Source organism: Rhodococcus sp. ARC_M5 (genome assembly GCF_022810405.1).
In the GTDB taxonomy this organism is placed as follows: domain Bacteria; phylum Actinomycetota; class Actinomycetes; order Mycobacteriales; family Mycobacteriaceae; genus Rhodococcoides; species Rhodococcoides navarretei.
This window is the reverse complement of the sequence record NZ_JALGQE010000025.1, coordinates 15878-38176: the sequence shown is the minus strand read 5'-3', so window position 1 is coordinate 38176 and position 22299 is coordinate 15878. Positions and strand designations below refer to the sequence as shown.

21 protein-coding genes and 2 pseudogenes are annotated in these 22299 nt (G+C 62.9%); 5 read left to right on the top strand and 18 right to left on the bottom strand.

The genetic code is table 11. The annotated features are described in order from the left end of the window. Window positions 1-2: 2 nt before the first annotated feature. The 6 genes from MTX34_RS24005 to MTX34_RS23980 all read right to left on the bottom strand — a co-directional run bounded on the left by MTX34_RS24005 (window position 3) and on the right by MTX34_RS23980 (window position 5231). Window positions 3-797 carry an ABC transporter permease gene (locus MTX34_RS24005; protein WP_027498224.1) on the bottom strand — a complete coding sequence of 265 codons (795 nt, stop codon included), beginning with the start codon at window positions 795-797 and terminating at the stop codon, window positions 3-5. A gap of 5 nt (window positions 798-802) precedes the next feature. Next, window positions 803-1993: an ABC transporter ATP-binding protein gene (locus MTX34_RS24000; protein ID WP_094665774.1), complete on the bottom strand. Its 1191-nt coding sequence runs from the start codon at window positions 1991-1993 to the stop codon at window positions 803-805. A 442-nt stretch (window positions 1994-2435) separates the two neighbouring features. After that, entirely contained in the window at window positions 2436-2822 is a 387-nt protein-coding gene (rplL, locus tag MTX34_RS23995; protein WP_008713856.1) for a 50S ribosomal protein L7/L12, read from the bottom strand. Window positions 2823-2912: 90 nt separating this feature from the next. Next, window positions 2913-3494, bottom strand: coding sequence for a 50S ribosomal protein L10 (gene rplJ / locus MTX34_RS23990; protein ID WP_008713855.1), 582 nt, complete (start codon window positions 3492-3494; stop codon window positions 2913-2915). 328 nt (window positions 3495-3822) lie between these two features. Beyond that, window positions 3823-4299 carry a class F sortase gene (locus tag MTX34_RS23985; protein ID WP_231893840.1) on the bottom strand — a complete coding sequence of 159 codons (477 nt, stop codon included), beginning with the start codon at window positions 4297-4299 and terminating at the stop codon, window positions 3823-3825. A gap of 155 nt (window positions 4300-4454) precedes the next feature. Beyond that, a complete protein-coding gene (locus tag MTX34_RS23980) occupies window positions 4455-5231 on the bottom strand; it encodes a CHRD domain-containing protein (RefSeq protein ID WP_027498227.1) in 777 nt (258 codons plus the stop codon). A 144-nt stretch (window positions 5232-5375) separates the two neighbouring features. Here MTX34_RS23980 and MTX34_RS23975 point away from each other — a divergent pair, with 144 nt between their 5' ends. Then, entirely contained in the window at window positions 5376-5909 is a 534-nt protein-coding gene (locus tag MTX34_RS23975; protein ID WP_045840763.1) for an RNA polymerase sigma factor, read from the top strand. Further along, window positions 5906-6622: a hypothetical protein gene (locus MTX34_RS23970; protein WP_027498229.1), complete on the top strand. Its 717-nt coding sequence runs from the start codon at window positions 5906-5908 to the stop codon at window positions 6620-6622. The genes MTX34_RS23975 and MTX34_RS23970 overlap by 4 nt, the downstream gene beginning before the upstream one ends. Here the strand turns inward: MTX34_RS23970 and MTX34_RS23965 are convergent. The 6 genes from MTX34_RS23965 to MTX34_RS23940 form a co-directional block, all read right to left on the bottom strand. Then, window positions 6604-8823 (bottom strand): MMPL family transporter, encoded by a 2220-nt coding sequence (locus MTX34_RS23965; protein ID WP_094665724.1) that lies wholly within the window; start codon window positions 8821-8823, stop codon window positions 6604-6606. The two genes, MTX34_RS23970 and MTX34_RS23965, sit on opposite strands and share 19 nt — an antisense overlap. After that, window positions 8824-9978, bottom strand: a complete 1155-nt coding sequence (locus tag MTX34_RS23960; protein WP_068053212.1) for a hypothetical protein — start codon at window positions 9976-9978, stop codon at window positions 8824-8826. Further along, window positions 9975-10715 carry a phosphatidylserine decarboxylase gene (locus MTX34_RS23955; protein WP_068053209.1) on the bottom strand — a complete coding sequence of 247 codons (741 nt, stop codon included), beginning with the start codon at window positions 10713-10715 and terminating at the stop codon, window positions 9975-9977. The genes MTX34_RS23960 and MTX34_RS23955 overlap by 4 nt, the downstream gene beginning before the upstream one ends. Further along, window positions 10715-10912 carry a hypothetical protein gene (locus tag MTX34_RS23950; RefSeq protein ID WP_027498233.1) on the bottom strand — a complete coding sequence of 66 codons (198 nt, stop codon included), beginning with the start codon at window positions 10910-10912 and terminating at the stop codon, window positions 10715-10717. The genes MTX34_RS23955 and MTX34_RS23950 overlap by 1 nt, the downstream gene beginning before the upstream one ends. Window position 10913: 1 nt before the next feature. Beyond that, a complete protein-coding gene (locus tag MTX34_RS23945) occupies window positions 10914-12152 on the bottom strand; it encodes an SDR family oxidoreductase (protein ID WP_094665723.1) in 1239 nt (412 codons plus the stop codon). A 344-nt stretch (window positions 12153-12496) separates the two neighbouring features. Then, window positions 12497-13201, bottom strand: a complete 705-nt coding sequence (locus MTX34_RS23940) for a TetR/AcrR family transcriptional regulator (protein ID WP_027498235.1) — start codon at window positions 13199-13201, stop codon at window positions 12497-12499. Window positions 13202-13405: 204 nt separating this feature from the next. Here MTX34_RS23940 and MTX34_RS23935 point away from each other — a divergent pair, with 204 nt between their 5' ends. After that, a complete protein-coding gene (locus MTX34_RS23935; protein ID WP_371827903.1) occupies window positions 13406-14881 on the top strand; it encodes an MFS transporter in 1476 nt (491 codons plus the stop codon). Window positions 14882-14897: 16 nt separating this feature from the next. On the opposite strand, the gene MTX34_RS23930 is transcribed toward MTX34_RS23935, so the two are convergent. Continuing rightward, the gene (locus MTX34_RS23930; RefSeq protein ID WP_027498237.1) at window positions 14898-15452 is read right to left on the bottom strand and encodes a PaaI family thioesterase; all 555 of its coding nucleotides are present in this window, start codon (window positions 15450-15452) and stop codon (window positions 14898-14900) included. Between the two features lie 572 nt (window positions 15453-16024). On the opposite strand from MTX34_RS23930, the pseudogene MTX34_RS23925 reads away from it, so the two are divergent. After that, window positions 16025-16540 (top strand): annotated as a pseudogene (locus MTX34_RS23925) (transposase); the annotation flags it as partial. 31 nt (window positions 16541-16571) lie between these two features. Here the strand turns inward: MTX34_RS23925 and MTX34_RS23920 are convergent. Then, the gene (locus MTX34_RS23920; protein ID WP_068052725.1) at window positions 16572-17324 is read right to left on the bottom strand and encodes a TetR/AcrR family transcriptional regulator; all 753 of its coding nucleotides are present in this window, start codon (window positions 17322-17324) and stop codon (window positions 16572-16574) included. Window positions 17325-17430: 106 nt separating this feature from the next. Here MTX34_RS23920 and MTX34_RS23915 point away from each other — a divergent pair. Next, window positions 17431-17797: pseudogene (locus MTX34_RS23915) on the top strand (AMP-binding protein); the annotation flags it as partial. Between the two features lie 30 nt (window positions 17798-17827). Here MTX34_RS23915 and MTX34_RS23910 read toward each other — a convergent pair. From MTX34_RS23910 to MTX34_RS23895, 4 genes are read right to left on the bottom strand one after another with little or no spacing between them, the layout of a single operon-like run. Further along, window positions 17828-18751, bottom strand: a complete 924-nt coding sequence (locus MTX34_RS23910) for an alpha/beta fold hydrolase (RefSeq protein ID WP_027498239.1) — start codon at window positions 18749-18751, stop codon at window positions 17828-17830. Further along, window positions 18741-19811: a ferredoxin--NADP reductase gene (locus MTX34_RS23905; RefSeq protein WP_027498240.1), complete on the bottom strand. Its 1071-nt coding sequence runs from the start codon at window positions 19809-19811 to the stop codon at window positions 18741-18743. The genes MTX34_RS23910 and MTX34_RS23905 overlap by 11 nt, the downstream gene beginning before the upstream one ends. Continuing rightward, the gene (locus tag MTX34_RS23900) at window positions 19808-20677 is read right to left on the bottom strand and encodes an SDR family oxidoreductase (RefSeq protein ID WP_027498241.1); all 870 of its coding nucleotides are present in this window, start codon (window positions 20675-20677) and stop codon (window positions 19808-19810) included. The genes MTX34_RS23905 and MTX34_RS23900 overlap by 4 nt, the downstream gene beginning before the upstream one ends. 39 nt (window positions 20678-20716) lie before the next feature. Further along, window positions 20717-22231: an NAD(P)/FAD-dependent oxidoreductase gene (locus tag MTX34_RS23895; protein WP_027498242.1), complete on the bottom strand. Its 1515-nt coding sequence runs from the start codon at window positions 22229-22231 to the stop codon at window positions 20717-20719. Window positions 22232-22299: the final 68 nt, after the last annotated feature.

The following is a 22299-nucleotide window of genomic DNA, read 5'->3' as shown; positions in this document are numbered from 1 at the left end:
GGTTACGCTCCCTTCGCTGGGACGACCTGGAGATAGACCAGGGTCAGGATGAGGTTGGCGAAGAAGAGCAGCAGGAACGTGATGACAACCGTCTGGTTCACTGCCTCGCCGACGCCCTTGGGTCCGGGGTTGGGATTGAGGCCCTTGTAGGAGGCGATGATGCCCGCGATGAGTCCGAAGATTGCTGCTTTCGCCTCGGCGACATACAGATCCGGCAGCTGGGCCAAAAACGAGAACGACGCCAGATATGCACCGGGGGTGCCGCCCTGAAGGATCACGTTGAAGAAGTAACCGCCGGCGATGCCGACGACCGAGACCAGGCCGTTGAGCAAAAGTGCGACGAGGATCATCGCGAGCACTCGGGGAACGACGAGACGATGTACCGGGTCGATACCCAGCACTCGCATGGCGTCGATCTCCTCGCGGATGGTGCGCGAGCCGAGGTCTGCAGTCACAGCAGAACCGGCAGCGCCGGCCACCAGCAGTGCGGTCACGATCGGACTGCCCTGCTGGATGACCGCGAGCACGCTGGCCGCACCCGTGAACGACTCGGCACCGAGCTGCTTGATGAGCGATCCGGTCTGCAGCGCCACGACCGCGCCGAACGGAATGGCGACGAGCGCCGTCGGCAGAATCGTGACGCTGGCGATGAACCAGGCCTGCTCGATGAACTCGCGGAACTGGAACGGCCTACGGAAGGTGTTGCGAACCACCTCGACGAACAGTTCGACGATATTGCCGGCTTGTGTCAGAGCGGCGCTCGCCGGAGCGAACGTGGACTTCTTCGATCCCCCCATGTCTGCTATTGACCCCGACCTTGTGTTGGAGCTTGGTAGCCCTGCTGATCATGACCTTGCCCGCTGTAACTCTGCTGGTCGTAACTCTGCTGGTCGTAACCCTGGTGGTCGTAACCCTGGTGGTCGTAACCCTGGTGGTCGTATCCCTGCTGGTCGTAACCCTGCTGGTCGTAACCCTGCTGCTGGTCTGCATACGCGGGGTAACGCTGACCCGGGTCGGTGGTGTCGAGGCTTTCCTGGATCGCAACCTGGGCATTGTGCGGCAGGGTGTGCATGATCTGGCGGACGCGCTCCTGCCTACGCCCGACGGCTTCGCGCACCGGAGTTCCGGGAGTGGCCTTCATCTGCGGCACGATGCCTTCGACGTCGTCGACGCCGCCGGCGTGGTGGCCGGCGTCGACCATGGCCTGCTCCTGCGCCATCTGCGCCTCGTCCTTCTCCTCCGACATGCCGATCGGACCGATCATCGTTCCGTTGAGGAACTGCTTGACTACCGGCTCGTCGCTCGTCAGGAGCACCTCGCGGGGGCCGAACATGACCAGCTGGCGACGGAAGAGCATGCCGATGTTGTCGGGCACCGTCCGAGCGAGGTTGATGTTGTGCGACACGATCAGGATCGTGGCGTCGATCTCGGCGTTGATGTCGATCAGGGTCTGCGAGATGTACGTAGTGCGAACGGGATCGAGGCCGGAGTCCGGCTCGTCGACCAGGATGATCTCGGGATCGAGAACCAGAGCGCGGGCGAGACCGGCGCGCTTACGCATACCGCCGGAGATCTCGCCGGGCAGCTTGTCCTCGGCACCGAGCAGACCCGTCAGTTCCAACTTCTCCATGACGATCTTGCGGATGTCGGACTCGGACTTCTTCGTGTGCTCGCGGAGCGGGAACGCGACATTGTCGTAGAGGTTCATCGAGCCGAACAGTGCGCCGTCCTGGAACAGCACCCCGAAGAGCTTCCTGATCTCGTAGAGCTCACGGGAGGAGCACTGCAGGATGTCGGTTCCGTCGATGAATATCTTGCCCTGTTCGGGACGCAGGAGGCCGATCAAGGACTTCAGGAAGACCGACTTGCCGGTACCGGAAGGACCGAGGAGCGCACTGACCTCACCCTTCGGCAGGGTCAACGTCACGTCCTGCCAGATCTTCTGTACCCCGAAAGACTTGGTCAATCCCTCGACCGAAACCTCGACTCCCACGCTGACCTCCACAATTCGTACACATCGACCCGGATGTGGGTTGTGTCACTGTATCCCATGCACGTGTCCGCACCGACACGGGAGCTTACCGCCCAGTAAGAACTTCCCCGAGTCAGGCTGTAGAGCTTGCATCAGTGTGGCTCATCTCACGCGACACGGTCGGCGACTCGCCAGAACTGTGACAAGTCCCTGCGTCACAAAGCTGTGACACGCCACAAACAATGACCGCCGAAACCCTTCGGAATGCTTTGGACTTCGGCGAAACCGAGTAAACAGGGGCACAAGGCCGGTGTCACGCGATTTGCAGGAGTCCGTGATCGATCACAACGGTGCACCCCGTGCGGTGTCCGAGAACAGAAGAAGGGCCGTCCCACCGAGGTGGGAACGGCCCTTCTTGCGCTCGTGCGTTCAGAGCACGAAGCACGACTGCAACGAAGCGGTCCTACTTGACGGAGATCTTCGCGCCGGCAGCTTCCAGCTTCTCCTTGGCGGCGTCGGCTGCGTCCTTGGCAACCTTCTCCAGAATTGCCTTCGGAGCGCTCTCGACGAGATCCTTGGCTTCCTTCAGGCCCAGGCCGGAAACGACCTCACGGACGACCTTGATGACCTGGATCTTCTTGTCGCCGGCCGACTCGAGGACGACGTCGAACTCGTCCTGCTCTTCAGCAGCCTCGGCGGGGGCTGCGCCGCCGCCTGCAGCAGCAACGGCGACGGGGGCAGCTGCGGTGACCTCGAAGGTCTCCTCGAATGCCTTCACGAACTCGCTGAGCTCGAGGAGAGTGAGCTCCTTGAACTGGTCGAGCAATTCTTCGGTGCTGAGCTTCGCCATGGTGGCGGGTCCTTCCTGTAAGTACCTAACCGCTGATCCGCGGCATGGTGTTGATGGTGTGGAGCTGAGCTGTACGCCAATACCAGCGGATCAGCTTTCGGCGGGAGCTTCCGCCGGTGCTTCTGTTTCTGCAGGTGCCTCGGCTGCGGCGGGTGCGCCGGCAGCCTTCTTCTCCTGCAACGCGAACGCCAGACGCGCGAACTGCGATGCGGGAGCGTTGAACAGGCCTGCAGCCTTCGACAAGTTGCCCTTCATGGCGCCGGCGAGCTTGGCCAACAGGATTTCGCGCGACTCGAGGTCTGCGATCTTGTTGATCTCTTCCACGGACAGCGTTGCGCCGTCCATGTAGCCGCCCTTGACGATCAAGGCCTTGTTGTCCTTCGCGAAGGCCTTGATGGCCTTCGCTGCGTCGACCGGCTCGCCCTTGATGAATGCAATGGCGGTCGGTCCGACGAACAACTCGTCGAGGCCGGTAATACCTGCCTCGGCCGCTGCGCGCTTGACCAGGGTGTTCTTGGCGACGGAGTACGTGGCACCTTCGCCGAGCGCACGCCGGAGCTGAGTCAGACCGGACACCGACAGGCCACGGTATTCCGTGACGACGGCAGCCGTCGAACCCTTGAACTGTTCGGTGATCTCCGATACTGCTGAGACCTTTTCGGGCTTTGCCATACTTCGCCTCCTCTCGTGGGAAGTTGTGTCGATCGCGAGAGGGCCGGAAAACGACGAACGCCCCGGCGCAAGAAGCACACGGGGCGTGAACGAGCAGGCAGTCGCGAGGACTGCAGACAGGTTCCCTACCTCGTTCTCCTGCGTGGGCCGTCCGACACGATCTCGGACCTTCAACCGCGCAACTCCCGGAAGTGAATCCTTCGAGAAGGCGGTGACCAACGGTCTTGGGTAGAACTTGATTGGGCGGTCTGGACCGGAGTGCGAGCACTCGTGATCCGAACCGTTGTTCAGGTTACAACATCCTCCGCGTCAACTCCAAAACGCTGGGCTATTGCCGCACTCCGTAGACGACGAGGTTGCGCTCGTAACTGCCCACCGAGGCGTCGAAGTCGCCCGAGCACGTGATCAGCCTGATCTCGTCGGTGGGCACCGCCCCGAAGACCTGCACCGTCGGGAACTCCACTTTGCCGTAGTCGCCGACCCGATCGATGCGGTAGTCGACTCGACCACCCGTCCCGTCCCCCACCGTCACGACATCTCCCGGTCGAAGCTCCGACAACCGATCGAACACTGCGGGACCGGTCGTGGAATCCACGTGCCCGGCCAGCACGGTAGGACTACCGATCACGCCCGGTCTGCCGCCGCCGGTGAACCACCCGACGTCGTCGTAGTCGCTCGGCACCTCCATCTCGCCGTTCTCGGTGAGATGGAGGCCGATCAACGGCTCGTCGAGGTCGATGGCCTCGACGCTGAGCCGGGTCGGTGCCTGCGCCGCGAAATCCGCCGTCGGGCCCGGTCCCGGCAAATCTCCAGCGGTCGAGGACTCGGTCGCTGGTGCGGCAGGTGGTACCGAGGTAGGTGTTGGTGCGGCAGGTGGTGATGGTGCGGCAGATGGCGGCGGTGCGGACGTACAGCCCGTCACCACCACCACTGCCGTAACAGCAACCAGGAGCCGAGATCTCAGCTGCGTGCCGTTCCGCTGCGGCGAGCAACCAACGTCACTCCCGCGATCGCCGTTGCACCCAGGACTACTGCGCCGAGGGCAACCGCGCCGACGACGGGCACCGCATTACTGGAGGCCGAATCGGACGCCGCGGCCAGAGCCGAACCGCCACCTCCGGTGGCGACGGAGCCGACCGGAATCTGCGTCAGCTGTCCGCGTACCGCTCCGGCCACGAAGTCGACGGTGTGGGTGTCGGCCGCGAAGCCCGCCGGATTTGCTTCGATCTGGTCCAGCGTGAATCCGGTTCCACTGTCGGCGTCGGCACCGGCCGGCGTCAGGCCGGTGGTGAACGGTCCCTGCATGCAGCCGGTGCTCGAACGTGGGCCGTCACCGATCGGCGTCGGGTTCGGGAACGCCAGACGCGGAGGTCCCGCAGCACCCGCCGCCGCCTCGTGAATGTGCGTGGCGGTCTTGGCCGGGCTCATGTAATCGCCGGTGACGCCGTCGAGCGCGATGTCGTAGCAGACGATGTCGAGATCGGAATTGATGCGCAGCGTGAACGTGCCCGTCGCGCCCGGCTGGCCCGGAGTGGCGACACCGTCGCCGTTCACCACCTGGTCGGGAGTTGCCATCGCGGTGAACGCGCTGGTGAACGAGTCCGGTTCGGCAACGGGGGTATCGGCACCGGCCGGGGCCGCGGTGAACAGCATCAGTGCAGCGGCCGTGCCGCCGACGACTGCGGTGGCGGTGCCGCGGACGGACATGGTCGGGCGGGTGATCGAGCGTCTGGTCATCTCGTGGGCCTTCCGTGGGAGCATCGGGCAGGCGAGCCCGTGCAGAGGTGTACGACGGTCGATGCCACGATGTTCAAAATTCGGTAAAGAAATACTCCAGTCTCGGATATGAACGTCCGGGGGTCCGTCGACGTAGTCACTGTCATGAGCATCGGGAGCGTGATCGAACTGCACTTCGACGTCGCTGCCGCGTACGACGAGCATGCGTCGGCCATGCTCGGTTTCGCCGTCAACGCACTGCGCGACCGAGCGCTTGCCGAGGACTGCGTCCAGGAGACGTTCCTTCGCGCATGGCGGGCCCGGTCCCGATTCGAGCCCAGCCGAGGAGCGCTGCGTACCTGGCTGTTCGCCATCGAGCGCAATGTGATCGTCGACGTCCAACGGTCTCTGAGCAGAATGCCGAAGCCGGCGTCGGAAAGGATCGAGGACCTCGACCGACGATCGGTCGCGATCTCGCGTGACACCAGTCCCGACGTGGACGAGCGACTGCGCATCATCGCCGCGCTCGCCCTTCTCTCTCCCGATCATCGGCAGGTCGTCGTTGCGGTGCACCTGGCGGGAACCACCTATGCGGAACTGTCCGAGTCGACGGGCGTTGCCGTACGAACATTGCGCACTCGCGCCTTCTACGCACTGAGGGCGCTGCGAGACCATCTCGACGGACAGGAGGAAGCATGAACGCCCGAGACGATCGCCGAGCCGAACTGATCGCCGCTGCCGTCGGCGACGACCTCGACGACACCGAGGCCGCCGAGCTACGCGAGCTCGCAGCATCCGATCCCACCGTCGACAGGGACATCGCCGAACTGCGCGCGCTGACCGGGACTCTCGGTCGTCGCGGTCCGACCGAACCGTGGCTCGAAGCATCGACGTCACCCGACCTCCGCGCCCGAGTTCTGGGTACGTCACCCGGCTCTGCGTGGCCACCCCAGCGGACACGTGGACCGCGCAGATCGGCCGGCCTGGCGGCCGCCGCCGCGATCGCGGGGCTGGTCGTCGGCAGCGGCGTCGTGCTCGGTATCGACGCCTCTCGACCGCAACCCGAGGATCCACCGGCCGCGATCACCGGACCTCCGGGAACCCTGGGTGCCTACGAGCAGGTCGCTTTCACCACGAGCATGCCGAGCGTGGACATCGAGGGCGGCCTCGTTGCGCACACGTGGGGCACCGAGACGTTCCTCGACATGGACGGCGTGTCCGATCGAGGCCCGTACGAGGTCGTCCTCGTCGATCGGTGGGGCACCGAACTCCCGTCCGGCACGTTTCTCGGTAGCGACGTCACCATCGAATGCCGCATGAACGCGGCGGTACTTCGCGGCGACGTCACCGAGATCGAGATCCGCGGCGCGGACGGCTCGCTGCTGGCGTCGGCTCAGTTGCCGACCACCTGACGATTCCGCGTACCGGGCCACCAGTTGCGCTCGCCGAAGAGCTTCATCATCGCCGGCACCAGCATCATGCGCACCAGCACGGCGTCGAACAGCACCGCGATGGCAAGAGCGAAGCCGAACTGTTTGAGCTCGAGCACGTCTGCGGTGAGGAAGCTGGCGAACACGGCGATCATGATTGCGGCGGCGGCGGTGATCGGCCTGGCGGTGTGTTCGATGCCGTCGACGACGGCGACGTCGTTGCTCGCTCCCCGCACGAACACTTCTCGCATACGGCCGATGAGGAACACCTCGTAGTCCATCGACAGACCGAAGACCACGGCGAACACCGTCACCGGTAGATACACCTGGATGTAACCCGGGCTCTCGAAGCCGAGAATGCTCGAACCCCAACCCCATTGGAAGACGGCGACGGTGGCACCCAGCGCTGCCCCGGTGACCAGCAGGTTCATGGCGACGGCCTTGAGCGGGATCACCACGCTGCGAAACACGACGGCCAAGTAACAGAGAGAAAAGGCCAGTACCGCGGCGACGACCCAGACGAACTTGCCGGAGATCTCCTCGGATGCGTCGACCACCAGCGCGGTGGTACCGCCCACGGACACGCTGGTGCCGTCCACGTCACCGGCGAGAACTGCCTGAGAACGCAGGGTTTCGACGAGGTCGGCGGCCTCCGTCGAGTCGATCGGGACCGACGGGACCACGATCAGCAACGACCGGCCGCCCTCGGGTTGCGCCAACGCGTAGGCGACGCGATCGTCTCCGCGCACGGAGTTCGCGAACGCGTCGACCGTGGCGATCTGCTGCGGTCCCAATGGACTGTCGTCCTCGCCGGTGAACACGATGGTGATGGGCGAGATGGTGCCGGGCGCGAACTTCTCGGTCAGGACCGTGTTGGCTCGTCCGGACGGTTCCGCGCTCAGCGCCTCGGCACCGAGATCGACCCCGTACGAGATCGAACCGATGGGAACCAGGCAGACGATGAGGACGGCGGCGGATGCGACCGTGTAACGCCAGGGGCGCTCGATGACGTGCTGCGCCCACCGCGACCACCACGTGGGAACTGCGGCGTCGTGCTCGTCGACCGAGGGAGGTTGGAATCGTCGCGGCAGCGACCAGGCCCCGATGCGCGTTCCCAGCACCGCGAGAAGTGCCGGCAGCAGGGTCCACGCGACCACGACGACGGTGGCGATGGTGAGCGCGACGACCAACGAGATGCTCTGCACCGCAGGGACATCGACGATCGCGAGGGCTCCGAGTGCGATCAACACGACCAGACCGGAGATGACGATGATGTGTCCGGCGGTGCCCATGGCCGCCCCCACCGCGCGCTCGGTCCTGTCCGAATCTTCACCGGGTCCGGCCCGCCCGATCTCCTCCCGGAACCGACTGACGATGAAGAGTGCGTAGTCGATTCCCAGACCCAGACCGAACATCGCCGCCACCGTGGTGACGAGAACATCGAAGGTCATCACGTTGGACAGCAACGCGAACATGCCGAACGCCGCCAGCACTCCGATTCCGGTGGTGACCAGCGGCACGATGCCCGCGACCACGGAACCCAGCGCCAGAACCAGCACCACGAAAGCGATGGGCAGACCGATGCTCTCGGCCCGCACGGCGTCCTCGGATTCGACGCGGGTGAGATCGACGGTCATCGGCGAGTAGCCCGTCACCGCCACCTCGACGCCATCACCGGACGCACCGCCGATCATCTCCTGCACGCGTTCGGCCACTGCGATCCGATCGCTGGCCTCTCCGCCGATGCCGACGAATGCGAGCGCCGAGGTCCCGTCGTCGGAGATCGTCGGGACGAATCCTGCGCTCTCGTAGGGGTCGACGACACGCAGTACGTCCGGTGACTGCCTCAGTGACGAGACGACCTCGGCCACCCGTGCGCGAAAGGCCGGGTTCCGGCTGTCCACCGAATCCGAGGTGAACGTGACGACGAGCTGTTCCGAGCCGAAGGACGCGAAATGCTGCTCGACCAGTTGGTCGGCGCGGCTGGATTCGGTTCCGGGAACGGAGAAGTTGGCCCCCACCAGGGAGTTCTGCAGCGCTGGGTACAGAATCGCGGATCCCACCGCCAGCAGCGTCCAGATCGCCAGCACCACCCAGCGTCGCCGCGCGACCAGTCGACCCCACCGGTCGCCGATGTTTCCGCAGCTCACCTGCGGGTCGATTCGCGAGATCGTGTCGGTCATCTACGTCAACTCCCGGCTGAAGATGCGGTACGTGCGGTGCGGAGCGAGTTTCGTCCGGGACAGGACCGAGCCCTTCATCCACGGACTGTCGTCGAGCACGGGAGCCGCTTCGACGCGCGTGAACCCGAGATCGCGCATACGCACCGACATCTCCATGATCAGCAGAGAGGACACGGCTCGATCGGGGCAATCCGGATCGACGAACAGCATGTCCACCCGCACTCCGTCGATGACCTCCGTGCGACCCGGACGCTTGACGTGCCACAGCGTCACCAGGTCTCGTGCCCAGCGCGACTTCAGGTGCGACGCCTTCGCGGCGGCCTGATTGACGTCCGGGATTCCCATCAGAAAGCCGACGGGCTTGCCGTCGAGTTCGGCCAGCAGGGTGAGCCGACGATCGATGACCGGAAGCATCATCTTCAGCAACTCGAACAGTTCCGTGTAGGACAGCGGCGAGAAGCCCCAGAAGTTCACGAACGTCTTGTTGTAGAGATCCCGCACGATGCTCGCGTCGCGTCGCAACGTCCGGTATTTCATCGACCGGAACGTCACCTCGGATCGCGCCTTGATCTTCTCGAAGATCTGCATGTGCCGCGCGTATTTGGGGTCGTTGTAGATGATGCACGGGTCGTCGAAAAGGTAACTGTAGAAGTCCTTGACCGCCATCAGACCCCACTTCTCGAAGTGGGCCGCGTAGTAGAGCGGATTGTGCGGCATCCCCACCAGGGGCAGCGCCGGGACCTCGTCGACGACGATGCCTGCGCTGTAGAACATCGACGGACCGAAGGGCCCGGAAATCGTCGCGAGTCCGCGCGCCGAAAGCCAGTGCGCCGCAGCGTCGAGCAGCGCTTCGGCGACGTCGTGATCGTCGACCGCCTCGTAGAAGCCGAAGAAGCCGATCGGCTCCCCCGTGTACTCGGTGAACGACAGATCGTGGATGGCCACGACGCGACCGACGGCAATCCCGTTCTCGCGAGCCAGAAATGCTTTCGTGACGCGGGTGGCGGCAACCGAGGGCGGCGGTGCGATGAGAATTCGGCCCAGGTCCATCGACTCGTCGGGTAGGCGGTACGGATCGCCCTGGTAGACCAGGTCCGAGACGGACTCGAATTCACGCCAACCGGCTTTGCCGTCGACCTCTTCGATCGTGATCATCGTTCCTCTTCGCTCGGTTGTCTGCCGTCGACGAGGATCGGTGAACGCACCACCGTCGTCTCGCCGGCGAACACGTAATTGCCTGGCCGGACAGTGATCTCGTCGACGAGTGCGTCGGGCACGAACACGTCGCACTGAGAACCGAAGCGGATCATTCCGTACTGCTCGCCGCGCTCGACGGTGTCGCCCACCGCGATGTGCGCAACGATGCGATTGACCCACAGGTCGGCTATCTGCGTCACCGTCACCACGGCTCCGCACGCGTGCTCGATCGACACGGTGAGTCGTTCGTTGGTGAGCAGGTAGTCGCAGCCCACGTCGTAGGGAGTTCGCCGCGTCAGCAGATTGGCCCCGACCCGGGCCATCGACTTGTTGAACGGTGCCGCAGATCGGTGTCGGCGCATCCTGACGATGCCCGAGATCGGAATTCGATTGCGGTGTACCGAGTATTCGGACATGTAGATGCCGATGAGGTACCCGCTGTCGGCTTCGGCGACGCCGGCGATCTCGTCGAGGGCAATGGTTCGCCCCTTCTTGACTGCGAACGCGGTACTGCCTGCCTCCACTCGTTTGACGTACGTGACGAAGCCGTCCGCAGGAGCCAGTACCGCTCGCGGATCGGCGGGCGGTACTCGATGCGGATCGCGAAAGAAGAACCGGGTTCGCCAGTAGACGAACAGCGCGAACGGAGCTGCCGTCGCGGCAGCGAGGCCGAGGGCCCACCGACACCACGACATCAGCTGTGCCGCTGTTCGTCGACGCTCTCCGACCAGGTCACGAAGGCATCCGCTGCCCAGTTCCGCACCGGGCCGGGCAGCAGTCCGATCAGCCCACACACCACGTAGAAGCCGAGCGAGAGAACGCCGTTGGTCACCTCGCGGCCGATGGGTACGTCCCGTAGGCGCACCGAGGTGGGCTCGAATCCGTCTGCCACGTCAGTTGACGGCGGCGGGCGTGAGCGTCTTGAGCTGTGCTTTCTCGAAATAGAGCTCGAACAGTCGGCGGTGGTCGCACCACGAGATGTCGTGGTCGAGTGGGAGTATCGCCTCGGGCTTGTGCACCAGGCGCATCAGCTGATCGATGTTGTCGGCCAGCATCGTCTCGGCAAATCGAGGCGAAATGCGCGAACTGACGCGCTCTTTGAACTCGTCCCAGCTCACCAGGTCGAGTCCGAGCAGCTCGGCGTAGAGGTCGTGGCCGTAACCGGTGGGGTTGCTCGGTAGGAGCCGCGTCAACGGGTGACTGCGCAGCGCATTGCCGGCCATGACGTCGCACATCACGTCCACCGGAACGTAGTTCATTCCCGGGCCGTCCCAGATGGCACCGGCGGCGATGGCCAGTTCGATGATGCGCCAGAAGCTGTACACCCGTCCGGGATCACGGCCGAGTTCGGTACTTCCGAGAATGTAGGGGGCCTCGCACAGGGTGACGGAGTAGGTGTCCGACATCGAGAGCCACCCGAGAAGCGTTGCGTTGACCCACTTCATCTGCGCGTAGCCCGAGTACCACCACGAATCCGGGCGGCGAAAATCCTCGGGCTTCTGGTAGAGGTGAGCTCCGATGCTGCCCACGTAGGTGAGGTGCTTACGCGTGGAGGTGATGCTGAATTCGAGAATGCGCAGGACGCTCACGAACCAGTCGTCGCGCAGATCGGCATAGCTCTCGGTGTAGTCGGTCGAGCTGGCGCAATTGAAGATCTGCCCCACTCCGGCAGCAAGATCGAAGTAGGCAGCCTTGTCGAGACCGAACCGGAACGTCGTGGGAGTGCCCTCGACGATGCGAATCTTGTCGGCGTCGACCTCGATCTCGTACTGGTCGAAGGTGCGCTGCAGGCGCTCGAACGCCGTCTCCTCCTCGGTGGGGCGCACCATCGCATAGACGACCTCGACGGCGGAATCACGAGTGAGTCGGCCGATCAGGTGCGCGCCGAGGAATCCGTTGGCTCCGAACACCAGCGCCGTGTCGGTGCGCGGCGGTGCCATGCTCGCCACCCGGCGTCGGGTGTCCTCGTCGACGAACGGCCGCAACGCGGTCGGATCACCGTTGCTCAGAGCGACGACGTCGGCGTACTTGCCGGCGAAGCGAAGCCCCGGGCATTCGCTGGTGATCAGTGCATCCGCGTGCGGCCAGACCGGACGCAACGAACCATCTCCGAACAGTGCTTCTACGTGCATTCTCGCTCCCCTGCAACGATCGGTGTCCCATGTCACTTCGGACCGGCAGAACGTAGCAATTTCGAGGGCTCGAGATCGGGTGACCGGGAAAGTCTGGTACGCCCCATAGCGTTGCTCAACTTTTGTTGAGAGGGTTCCCAACAGAACACAGTCGAACGGGCGGATTATTGGAGCAGATTACGACCGATTCGCGTTCCTCGTGTCAGTTTCAGAAGACGGCTGCACGATGTCAGAAGTGCACTGCAGTGCAACTCCGAGTTCTCGAGCACACGTCCGGCCGTATCCAGTGAGCGCTGCGATCCCTGACTGGATAGCGCATTGATGGTGAAATTTCGCATCAAGTTTTATTGGCCGTCGGTGAGCTGCGGGTCTAGCGTCGCGGCCGGCCGTGGACGGCTGTGGTCGCGCGAAGTGCTCGATCGGACACTTGCGGCATGGGCGGCGAGAAAGTTGTCGACGATTTGGATGCAGTCGTCGGCGTGGATGTGGCGCAGTCCTGTGAGGCGAGCGAACACTATCGGTCCGAGGAGCTGAATGAGGGCGAAGGTGGTGTCGATCTCGCCGAGTACAGCGCGAGCGTCAGGGGCCGTCAGGATCTGATCCAGGGACCTGCGGTATTGCTCTATGACACGGGCCCGAAGCGAGACCACCGCGCCAGGATCGAGATCGCGCCGGCTGGCGTCGCCGCTGTTGACGGGTCCCATTGCCAGCCAGGCCAGCGTGGTCATCTGCACCGGAGCTTGGTCGATGAGGTCGGCTTGGGTGGTGAGCAACGAAATCAGACGTTCACGTAGCGGACCGGTATCGATATCGGTGTCGACTGGGGGTAGTAGTCGCTCGAAGGTTGCAGCAAGCAGGTCAGTGGTACTTCCGAAGTGGCGGTACAGAGTGGCACGTGCAACCTTCGACATGCGGGTGACCGCCTCCACGGTGACCGCCTCGACACCGCCGGTGGACAGCAGCTGGCCCGCCGCTTCGAGCAACCGGTTACGTGAGCGCGCCAGCCGGGGGTCGGCCGGACCCTCGGCTGCAACGAGAGGGTCGACCATGAACGGGCTCCGCTCCATTTTGACTGACAAAACATGTCCTCGCTTGACCATTCTGTCACACCCGCAAAGTTATGATACTAATAGTCTCGTACCGAGACGATCAGTCTCTAACTGGGAGGCTGGCCGTTGAACGAACGTAGATCCGACTCTGCCAGCGTCGCTCGATGGAGCGGTGCCCAGTGGTGGATGTTGATTGTGTCGTGCATGGCGGTCGCGTTGGTGGTGGCCGCAATGGCGGCATTGTATTCAGCGTTGCCACAGATCGCGGTCGCGACAGGGGCGACGCAAGCTCAACTGACCTGGATAGTCGACGGTTATACGCTGGTATTGGCGTGCTTCGTTCTGCCTGCCGGTGCGATCGGTGACCGGTACGGTCGCCGCGGGGTGCTCGTGGCGGGGTTGGCGTTGTTCGCTTTCGCGTCGGCCTTGCCCTTGTTTCTCGCCGACCCGGCGTGGCTGATCGCTGCTCGCGCGTTGGCTGGGGCGGGTGCGGCGCTGGTCATGCCCTCGACGCTGTCGATACTGACCGCGGGATTTCCACCGGCGCATCGCGGCCGCGCTGTAGGTGTGTGGGCCGGGGTTGCTGGATCCGGGGCGGTCCTGGGCATCCTCGGGGCTGGTGTGCTGCTCGAACAGTGGTCGTGGACCTCGGTGTTCGTCGGGTTGACCGTCGCCGGAGCGGTTCTGGCCGGGTTGGCATGCAGTATCGCGGAGTCCCGCCAGCAGGAGCATCCACCGGTCGATTGGGTGGGCGCGGTGACCGTAGTTGTCGCGGTCGGGGCGATCGTCTTCGCTGTGATCGAGGTTCCGGCCCGTGGCTGGTCGGATTCGCTCGTCGCCATCAGCACTGCGGTGGGCTTGTTCGCAGTTGTGGTGTTCGTCGTCGTAGAACTACGTTCCTCGGCACCCCTACTCGATGTCCGGTTGTTCGCCCGCCGTGGCTTCGGTGCCGGCGCACTGTCGGTCTGTATCCAATTTCTGGTGACCTTCGGGGTGTTCTTGCTGTTGGTGCAGTATCTGCAGTTGATTCTCGGTTATGGACCGCTCACCGCCGCGTTGGCGTTGACCCCTATGGTCGTGCCGCTCATCGTGATCTCGGTGATTGCACCCTGGCTGTCGAACATTGTTGGCCTGCGGGTGATGACCACTGTAGGTCTGCTCACCATCGCGGCGGGACTGGTGATGGTGAGCAGATTGACCGTCGCGGCAACTTACCCTGACCTGCTGTGGCCCTTGCTCATCATGAGTGCGGGTTTGGGGTTGTGTACCGCCCCTGCGACTTTCGCCATCGTCTCGGACACTCCTGAGGCCAAGCACGGGGTGGCTGCCGCGGTCAACGACGCAGCTCGCGAAATCGGTGCCGCGATTGGGATTGCGGTAGCCGGTAGCGTGCTCGCGGCCGGTTACGTTCAGCACATTCAGCCGGCTCTGCCCCAGCTACCCGAGCCTGCCCGTGGTCCGGTGGCCGATTCTCTGGCCGCCGCGTTGCAGGTCGCCGACCGCGCAGGACCAGCTGGTCAGCCGCTGGCCGAGTTCGCCAGAGCCGCATTCGTACACGGAAGTGGTCAGGCGACGCTGTCGTTGGCGGCGCTGACCGCCGCTGGGGCACTCGTCCTCGCCGTCTTTGCGCCAGGTAGACGCAGCCGTACGACAGCCACCGCGGGTGACGGACGTCGGTGAAGGTCGGCCAGGGTGTCTATTCTTCGGTGTGATTCGTGTCTGTGGCCCGGAGTTGGGCTCGGGCTTGGGACTGCATGAAGTGTTCGACCTCGACCACCACGAACAGGGCAGTAGCGGTGGCTACCGAGCGGCCCTGCGCATCGTCCATCGTGGCCGTGAGATCCAGTTTGCGCCCATCACGAGACCGAACGGCAGCACGCAATACGTATGGAGTGCCGAGCAGAACCGGCGCTAGGTAGTCGAGCTCGAGACGCCGCGTCACGGCGAGCTCACCCACTGTGTAGAGCAGGAAGCCGAACAGATCGTCGAGAACGGTCGCCACCGCGCCGCCGTGTGCTATCCCGGGTGCCCCGACATGACGTTGATCGAACACATGGTGAGCCACCACGCCGTTCTCGTCACGCTGGACCGACAGGGCATGGCCGTGCGGGTTCTGCGGCCCACAACCAAGACAGTCGGGGTGGTGGGGCGGTAGATCAGGCGAATCGAAACTCGTGCTCCAGAACGAGCGCGCCCAGTTCTCGATAGCGGGGCCGGCCGACCCGCTGACCTCGTCTGGAATTCTTTTCATGGTCGGACCTCTCTGTCGTGAAAACATTGTGCCGAGTCTGTCGCGTCTTCGTGCGCTCGGCCTGCACCGCTGTTAGTTTCGAAAGATAAACTGCACTATGTCAGAAGTGAACCGCACTAAAGGATCGACCAAGCCGACATAGCTTTAAAGAGAGAAGTGATCTGCCGCGAGGATTTCGGACCTGGAGATGACTATTCTGAGGCCGCGTTTGCGGACTGCCCGTAACTGAGTTCTTGTCTAGGGAACATTCCAGCCACCACGAAGGGCATCTCGCGAATGCAACTATCTCACACCCGACCTGCCTCGGCCGAATGCTGCGACGACCCCAATCTCTGCCGCTCCGCGGCGGCAGGCGAGGCCCGCGCGCCTCGCATCAAGATGACCGCGCTCTGAGGTCGATTTGTTGCGCCCAACGCTTGAAGGAGCGCGTCCAGCGCGATGTCCTCGTTATCGAATATCAAGATTGCATGGAGGTCGTCGCGGAGTGCGCAGCGGGCGCAGAAACGGGATCGGTAGCGTTCGCCTTTCGTGGTTGCAGGCGTTCGCAGCGCAGGTCGAGCGCGATGCCGGGCGCACTCTTGGCGTTGATCGCGGAGTTGAACCGTCAGATCGGCGACCTCGAAGCCGATCTGACCCGCCATTTTGAAACACACCCGGACGCTGACACACAACGCCGCCATCTACCTCTCCCTGCCAGGAATCGGTGTCATCCTCGCCGCCCGGGGCTCGGTGAATTCAGCGACGACGTCGACCGCTACACCAACGTCAAGTCTCGCAAGAATTACGCCGGTACGTCACCCCTGACAGTTGCGTCGGGCAAGAAGCGGGCCGTACTGGCTCGACATATCCGCAACCGGCGGCTCTACGATGCCATCGACCGGTGGGCGTTCTGCGCCCTCAGCCAGAGTCCGGCCGCTCGCGCGTTCTACGAACAACACCGTGCTACCGGAGACCTCCACCACCAAGCGCTCCGCGCACTCGCCAACAGACTTGTCGGGCTCCTGCACGGGTGCGTACGCCACTGCACCGAATACGACGAACACACCGCTTGGGCACACCGCACCGCGCAACAACCCGACGCAGCTTGACAAGTTACAATTATTGGATATCTAGGGTGATTCAGTCCATTTTGTGGCGGGACGCGAAACCGGGATGGCTGAATGGCAGACTGCGTGAGAAGGCCACGCCTACGGTTGCGGCCGCGCCGTCGATGATTCCCCACGTCGTCTCTGATAGGTGTGCGGCGAAGAACGTATCATCCACCCCTTGCTCACGACCGTTGTCGATCCACCACTGAGTCGCAGATAGACCAGAACCCAGAATGGACGCCACGGCCAAGGGAATGACCGAAGTATCTGCGTGAACACGCTGAAGACTTTCAGTGAACCGATCGGCGACGACCTCCATCACCGACCTCAGTTCGTCAGCAACTCCGCCATTTCCCGATCCGGAGTACTGAAACAAGTGATTCGCCATAAGGAATCTGACGACAGTGGGATACTGCCCGACGAGCGCGACGTAGCTCTGGACGGACGAGCGAACCATGTCGTCAACCGAAAGATAATCTTGGTCGGCGAGAATAGTGACTTTCGCCGAATCCCACATCAACGCACCGAGTTTCGCCGCCACCGCCGCGTTCAAGCCCGCTTTGTCGCCAAAGTAGCGATACAGCTTTGGTTTAGATACACGGGCCTCCGCAGCGATGTCGTCCATGCTGACGCCTGCACCATACCGTTCGATGATCCGTATGGTCGCGTCGACCAGCTGCGCGCGTACCTCGACTCTATGCTCATCCCAGCGGGTGCTACGGGCATCGGCCACTCGACGCTGCACCTGAGATGGAGTAAATGAAACGCGGCGGACGAATGACATTATGGGGTTAACAATACCCTGAAGGGTCCTCTCAAGCGAGTCGGGCTGGAGAGCCGTTCGCTGAAACCTCTCGGTTCGCTCGCAGCGGTTCGGCACCCTCCCTCAAGCAGCCGATCGTCCGCCGGATCGCACCGTGTCGATCACATACACCGGCGGCACGACCGGAAAGCCGAAGGGAGCCATCGGAGGCTTCGGCAATGTTCACGATGACGCAGATTCAACTCTCCGGAGTGAGAATGGCCGGGTTCCCCAAATTCTCGATGTGCACCCCGCTGTCGCATGCTGGGGCCGCGTTCTTCGTGCCGACCCTGACGAAAGGCGGCCCGATGATGGTGCTGCCGAAGTTTTATCCGCCGAGGTGCTGCGCACCATCGACGCAAAAAAGATCACCGTGGCGATGCCATCGATGCTGTACGCCTCGATGGACCCCTCCCAACTCGGACACGCGCGGCCTGTCGACGATCGTGGCCGTCTCACGAGCTCATGTGTGTCCGGTCGACGGTTCAAAAGCCATCGCCTACCGTGGCTGCGTCCAATCGGGCCGCTGCTTCGTTGAAATAGTTTGGTGCCTCCATGTTGATCATGTGACCGATCTGTGGCAACGCCACGAACTCATGCAACCGGCGGCGCTGCTGCAGTCGGTCGGCGAGATCAATGGAATGAACCGCGGGTGTCAACTTGTCGGCCGAGCCCACGATCACGGTCGTCGGAACCGTAAGTGAGTCGATTCCTTTGCTCACATCGATGGTGGCCAGGACCCTGCCCCACATTCCCCGAACCGCAGGGGGGCACCGCAGTACTATGTCGGAACACTCAGCCACAACGTCTGCTGGCGCGTGTGGACCCATCGTCCCGTATTTCACCAACCGTCGGTTGAAGCGAGTGTCAAGCATCTCCGGTCCCGCGGTGGCGAGCCCGGCTGCGAATGCCCGCTCCAGTGAGGCGCGGAATCGACGTGGCGACCCAATTAGCGTCGATTTACTCACCAACTGCGAGGGGCCGGTACTCGCCAAGACGGCACCACGGGATAAGACGGGCACCGACTCCGGGTGCTCGGCAGCCCAACCCATGATGGACATCCCGCCCATACTATGACCGGTCACCAATGCCTTACGATTAGACGTGACGACAGCGCGCAAGACAGCCTCGAGATCGTCGCCGAGCACCGACGAAGAGAAGGGCGCGCGACCCCGGTCGCTCCAGCCATGCCCTCGTTGGTCATACACCACCACACGGTGTGTGGTGGCGAAGTGCTCGATCTGAGGTCTCCAGAACCGACCTTGGCAAGCCCACCCGTGGCTGAACACCAACAGCGGCGCATCATCACCGAGCCCGTACTCCTCGACAAACAGCCTCGTGCCGTCACTGGAGAGAACCTCCCGCGACCGCCGCGACAATAGGCCAGCTTTCGAGGAGTCAGAGGTCATCGAAACTCACCGTCACAGCGTCGGTGAGCGGAAGTGCCTGGCACGCGAGTCGCTCGCCGTCTTCAATGTCGTCGTCTACGAGGATGTTGTTCTGCACCATCTCGACATCGCCATCGATGAGCTTGCACACACACGCGCTGCATGCGCCCTCTCGGCACGAGTACGGTGCATTGTGCCCTCGCGAGAGCAGCACATCGAGCAGAGGCGTGTTACGTGGCCACTCCGTGGTGATGCACTCTCCGTTCAGGTAAACCGTGGCCGTAGCTACACCCTCGTCGTCACTGAGTCGACGCAGTGTTGCGGTGTCGAACGGGTCACCCGTCAGCGACTGGAATACCTCTCGATGTACATCCGAATGATCCACTCCGCATGCGGCGGCAGAGCTTTCCACAAGATCCATGAAAGGGGAAGGCCCGCAGGTGAAAATTGCCGATCCCTTGTGTTCACGAATAATCTTTTCTACAGCCTCTGATGTGGGAATCCCGTTCTCCGACTCAAGCCAGTCAACCAAAGTGAACCGCTCGGCGAATTCAGATCTAATCTGCTCAAGCCGGCACTTGTACATGATCGAATCGGAGTCACGGTTTGCGTAGAACAGGACAACTTCCCCACTGCCCGACACCAGAGCCGACTGCACCAGCGACAGAACCGGAGTGATGCCGCTTCCGCCAGCGAAGAAGAGCAAGTCGACGTCGAGGCTCTTAGCGGTAAACTTTCCCGATGGCGTGAGGACGGTCACCTCCATGCCGATGGAAACGTTGTCACACAACCAGTTCGACGCATACCCCCCAGCGGTGCGCTTCACCCCGATCTCGAGGCGGAAGTCATCGACATGAGGCGAACTGCTCAGCGAGTAGCATCGTGCGACGTGGCCCGTCTGGTCGGACGGGATCTTCAACGTAATGAACTGCCCGGGTAGATGCTTGAAATCGTCGACGATCTCGTCAGGCACTTCGAAGGCGATGCTCACGGAGTCCTTGGTCTCCTGCACGACCTCCGACACGGTCAGCGTTCGCGATCGCGCGGTGGTGCCCGGCCGATTCTCCTGTTCGAGGGTCATTTGATGATCCCCCGCTTACGAGCCAAGGCGTAGCCCGCGCGTGTGACAGGCGCAGAGATGTCCTGGTAGCGCGGACCGACAACGCGTGCGACAAAGTCGAAGCCACGTGCGTCTGCGCCGATCAGCACTCGGGGCTTCTTCTTGTCCATTCCCTTGAGGATGGCGCACGCAGCTTTCTCCGGAGTGGTCCTGGCGATGTTGTTGAACATCGAGGCAATGGTGGCGGTATCTGCCCCCATATCGGATACACCACGAGCGTTGTTGACGATATTAGTCTTGACGCCGCCGGGGTGAACGCATGTCACCGTGACCGGATGCCGACTGATTTTCATCTCTTGCCGAAGCGCTTCGGTGAAGCCACGCACACCGAACTTCGCGGCGTTGTAAGCGCTTTGACTGGGGATCCCGACCAGACCGAAGACGCTGGAGGTGTTTACCAGATGACCATCACCAGAGGCGATCAGATAAGGCAGGAACGCCTTGGTCCCGTTGACGACACCACCGAAGTTGATGCCCATCAGCCAGTCGAAATCCTCCCAGGACATGTCGACAACGTCGGCGCCGAGGGCGACGCCGGCATTGTTGAACACCATGTTGACGCGCCCGAAAGACGACTGCACGCTCTCTGCGTAAACCTGGAACGCAGCACGATCTGCCACGTCCAACACCGCGGTCTCCACGGTCGCACGATGCGCGGTACGGCACATGTCCGCCGTCTCCTCGAGATGCACTTCGTCGACGTCGGACAAGGCAAGGCTGGCCCCGCGTTCGGCCAGTTGGAGGGCAAGGGACCGACCGATCCCTGAGGCGGCTCCCGTGACGACTGCGACCTGGGTCGCGTAATTGCCTGCTGTCGAACTACTCACTGTCGGATACTCACTTCTCGATGACCTACGGTTGGATTGTCAGGCGATCTCGTACTCGGCGGGCTCGAAGTCTTTCGTCGCTCGCCAGTACTGCCAGGTGAACCCGGGCCACACCGTACGGTTGACACCTTGCGAGTCCAGATACCAACTCGTACATCCGCCGTTGGTCCACACGCCCTTGGCGAGCTTGTGTTGGATGCTCTTGTTGAAGTGTTCTTGAACCTCGGCCCGCACATCAACACGCTCCGCACCTCGACTGTCGACGGCGTCGATGGCCTTCATGATGTACTTGATCTGCTGCTCGATCATGAACACGACAGAGTTGTGCCCAAGACCCGTGTTAGGTCCGAGCAGGAAGAACAGGTTCGGGAAGCCCTCGGTGGTGATGCCGAGGTGGGTATTGATGCCCGTCCGGTGCCAGTGCGACGGCAAGTCCTCGCCCCGAGCGCCCTTGAGCGCGAGTTGATCGAACCCGTCCGTGACATGGAACCCTGTGGCGTAAATGATCACATCCACAGGGTGTGACACGCCGTCAGGGGTGACGATCGAATCGGCAGTGATCTTTTCGATCCGATCGCTGATCACTGTCGTGTTGGGGGCGGCGAGCGCAGGGTAGTAGTCGTTCGATCCCAGGATGCGCTTGCATCCGATGCGGTAGGACGGCATCAGCTTCCGGCGTAGCTCGGGGTCGGTGATAGAACGCTCGATGTTCCATTTCGCCACCTTTTCGATTGGTCGCATAAGGTTGGAGTGGCCGTTGAGCCCGAAGGCCAGGCTCTCTGCGCCCCAGTAGACCGACCACCGAGCGAGGCGGCGAGTAATGGGGATCTTGCTGAGCAGCGTCCGAAGTACCGGCGGCACCGCGAAGTTCTTGCGTGGAAGTACCCAAGCCGGGGTTCGCTGGAAGACCGTGAGTGTGCCGGCGTCCTTCTGCACGAACGGCACGAACTGAATCGCGCTGGCACCGGTGCCAATGACGGCCACCCGCTTGCCCTGGAGATCCACCGTGTGGTCCCACTGTGCCGAATGGAACGCCTGACCGGCGAACTCGTCGATTCCGGGGATATTCGGAAAATTCGGGATGTGCAGAGCGCCGACACCGGACACGATGTACTGCGCGACGTACTCCCGGCCCGACTCGGTACGCAGGTGCCACCGAGATTCGGACTCGCTCCAGTATCCGGAGACCAACTTCTGCCCGAAGTGGATCTTCTGAGTGACACCACGCTTGTTGGAGATATCTTTCAGGTACTGCTCGATTTCGGGCTGCGAGGACCACACCTTCGACCAGCTACCGCGACTCTCGAACGAGTAGGAGTACATCAGTGACGGTACGTCGCACGCGCATCCCGGATAGGTGTTGTCGCGCCACGTCCCACCGACGGAGTCGGCCTTTTCTAGAACGATGAAATCACTGTACCCGCGTCGGCGGAGCTGGACGGCCATACCGAGGCCAGAGAAGCCGCTGCCGATGATGAGAACTTTGGTAGTGATGGGCTCGGTTATTCCCGGGTCTGTCGCCGTGGCGGCGGACTTGGCGTTGGAGGACGGCATTGTGAAAATCTCCTGATCGAATGCAGAAAACGGACCCGCACGGCGCGCCGTGACGCGTGGCAGGTGTG

Coding starts and splice junctions, on each gene's coding strand:
- MTX34_RS24005 (WP_027498224.1), bottom strand. CDS start 797: ATGGGGGGATCGAAGAAGTCCACGTTCGCTCCGGCGAGCGCCGCTCTG.
- rplL (WP_008713856.1), bottom strand. CDS start 2,822: ATGGCGAAGCTCAGCACCGAAGAATTGCTCGACCAGTTCAAGGAGCTC.
- rplJ (WP_008713855.1), bottom strand. CDS start 3,494: ATGGCAAAGCCCGAAAAGGTCTCAGCAGTATCGGAGATCACCGAACAG.
- MTX34_RS23980 (WP_027498227.1), bottom strand. CDS start 5,231: ATGACCAGACGCTCGATCACCCGCCCGACCATGTCCGTCCGCGGCACC.
- MTX34_RS23975 (WP_045840763.1), top strand. CDS start 5,376: ATGAGCATCGGGAGCGTGATCGAACTGCACTTCGACGTCGCTGCCGCG.
- MTX34_RS23970 (WP_027498229.1), top strand. CDS start 5,906: ATGAACGCCCGAGACGATCGCCGAGCCGAACTGATCGCCGCTGCCGTC.
- MTX34_RS23965 (WP_094665724.1), bottom strand. CDS start 8,823: ATGACCGACACGATCTCGCGAATCGACCCGCAGGTGAGCTGCGGAAAC.
- MTX34_RS23960 (WP_068053212.1), bottom strand. CDS start 9,978: ATGATCACGATCGAAGAGGTCGACGGCAAAGCCGGTTGGCGTGAATTC.
- MTX34_RS23955 (WP_068053209.1), bottom strand. CDS start 10,715: ATGTCGTGGTGTCGGTGGGCCCTCGGCCTCGCTGCCGCGACGGCAGCT.
- MTX34_RS23945 (WP_094665723.1), bottom strand. CDS start 12,152: ATGCACGTAGAAGCACTGTTCGGAGATGGTTCGTTGCGTCCGGTCTGG.
- MTX34_RS23940 (WP_027498235.1), bottom strand. CDS start 13,201: ATGGTCGACCCTCTCGTTGCAGCCGAGGGTCCGGCCGACCCCCGGCTG.
- MTX34_RS23935 (WP_371827903.1), top strand. CDS start 13,406: ATGGCGGTCGCGTTGGTGGTGGCCGCAATGGCGGCATTGTATTCAGCG.
- MTX34_RS23930 (WP_027498237.1), bottom strand. CDS start 15,452: ATGAAAAGAATTCCAGACGAGGTCAGCGGGTCGGCCGGCCCCGCTATC.
- MTX34_RS23920 (WP_068052725.1), bottom strand. CDS start 17,324: ATGTCATTCGTCCGCCGCGTTTCATTTACTCCATCTCAGGTGCAGCGT.
- MTX34_RS23910 (WP_027498239.1), bottom strand. CDS start 18,751: ATGACCTCTGACTCCTCGAAAGCTGGCCTATTGTCGCGGCGGTCGCGG.
- MTX34_RS23905 (WP_027498240.1), bottom strand. CDS start 19,811: ATGACCCTCGAACAGGAGAATCGGCCGGGCACCACCGCGCGATCGCGA.
- MTX34_RS23895 (WP_027498242.1), bottom strand. CDS start 22,231: ATGCCGTCCTCCAACGCCAAGTCCGCCGCCACGGCGACAGACCCGGGA.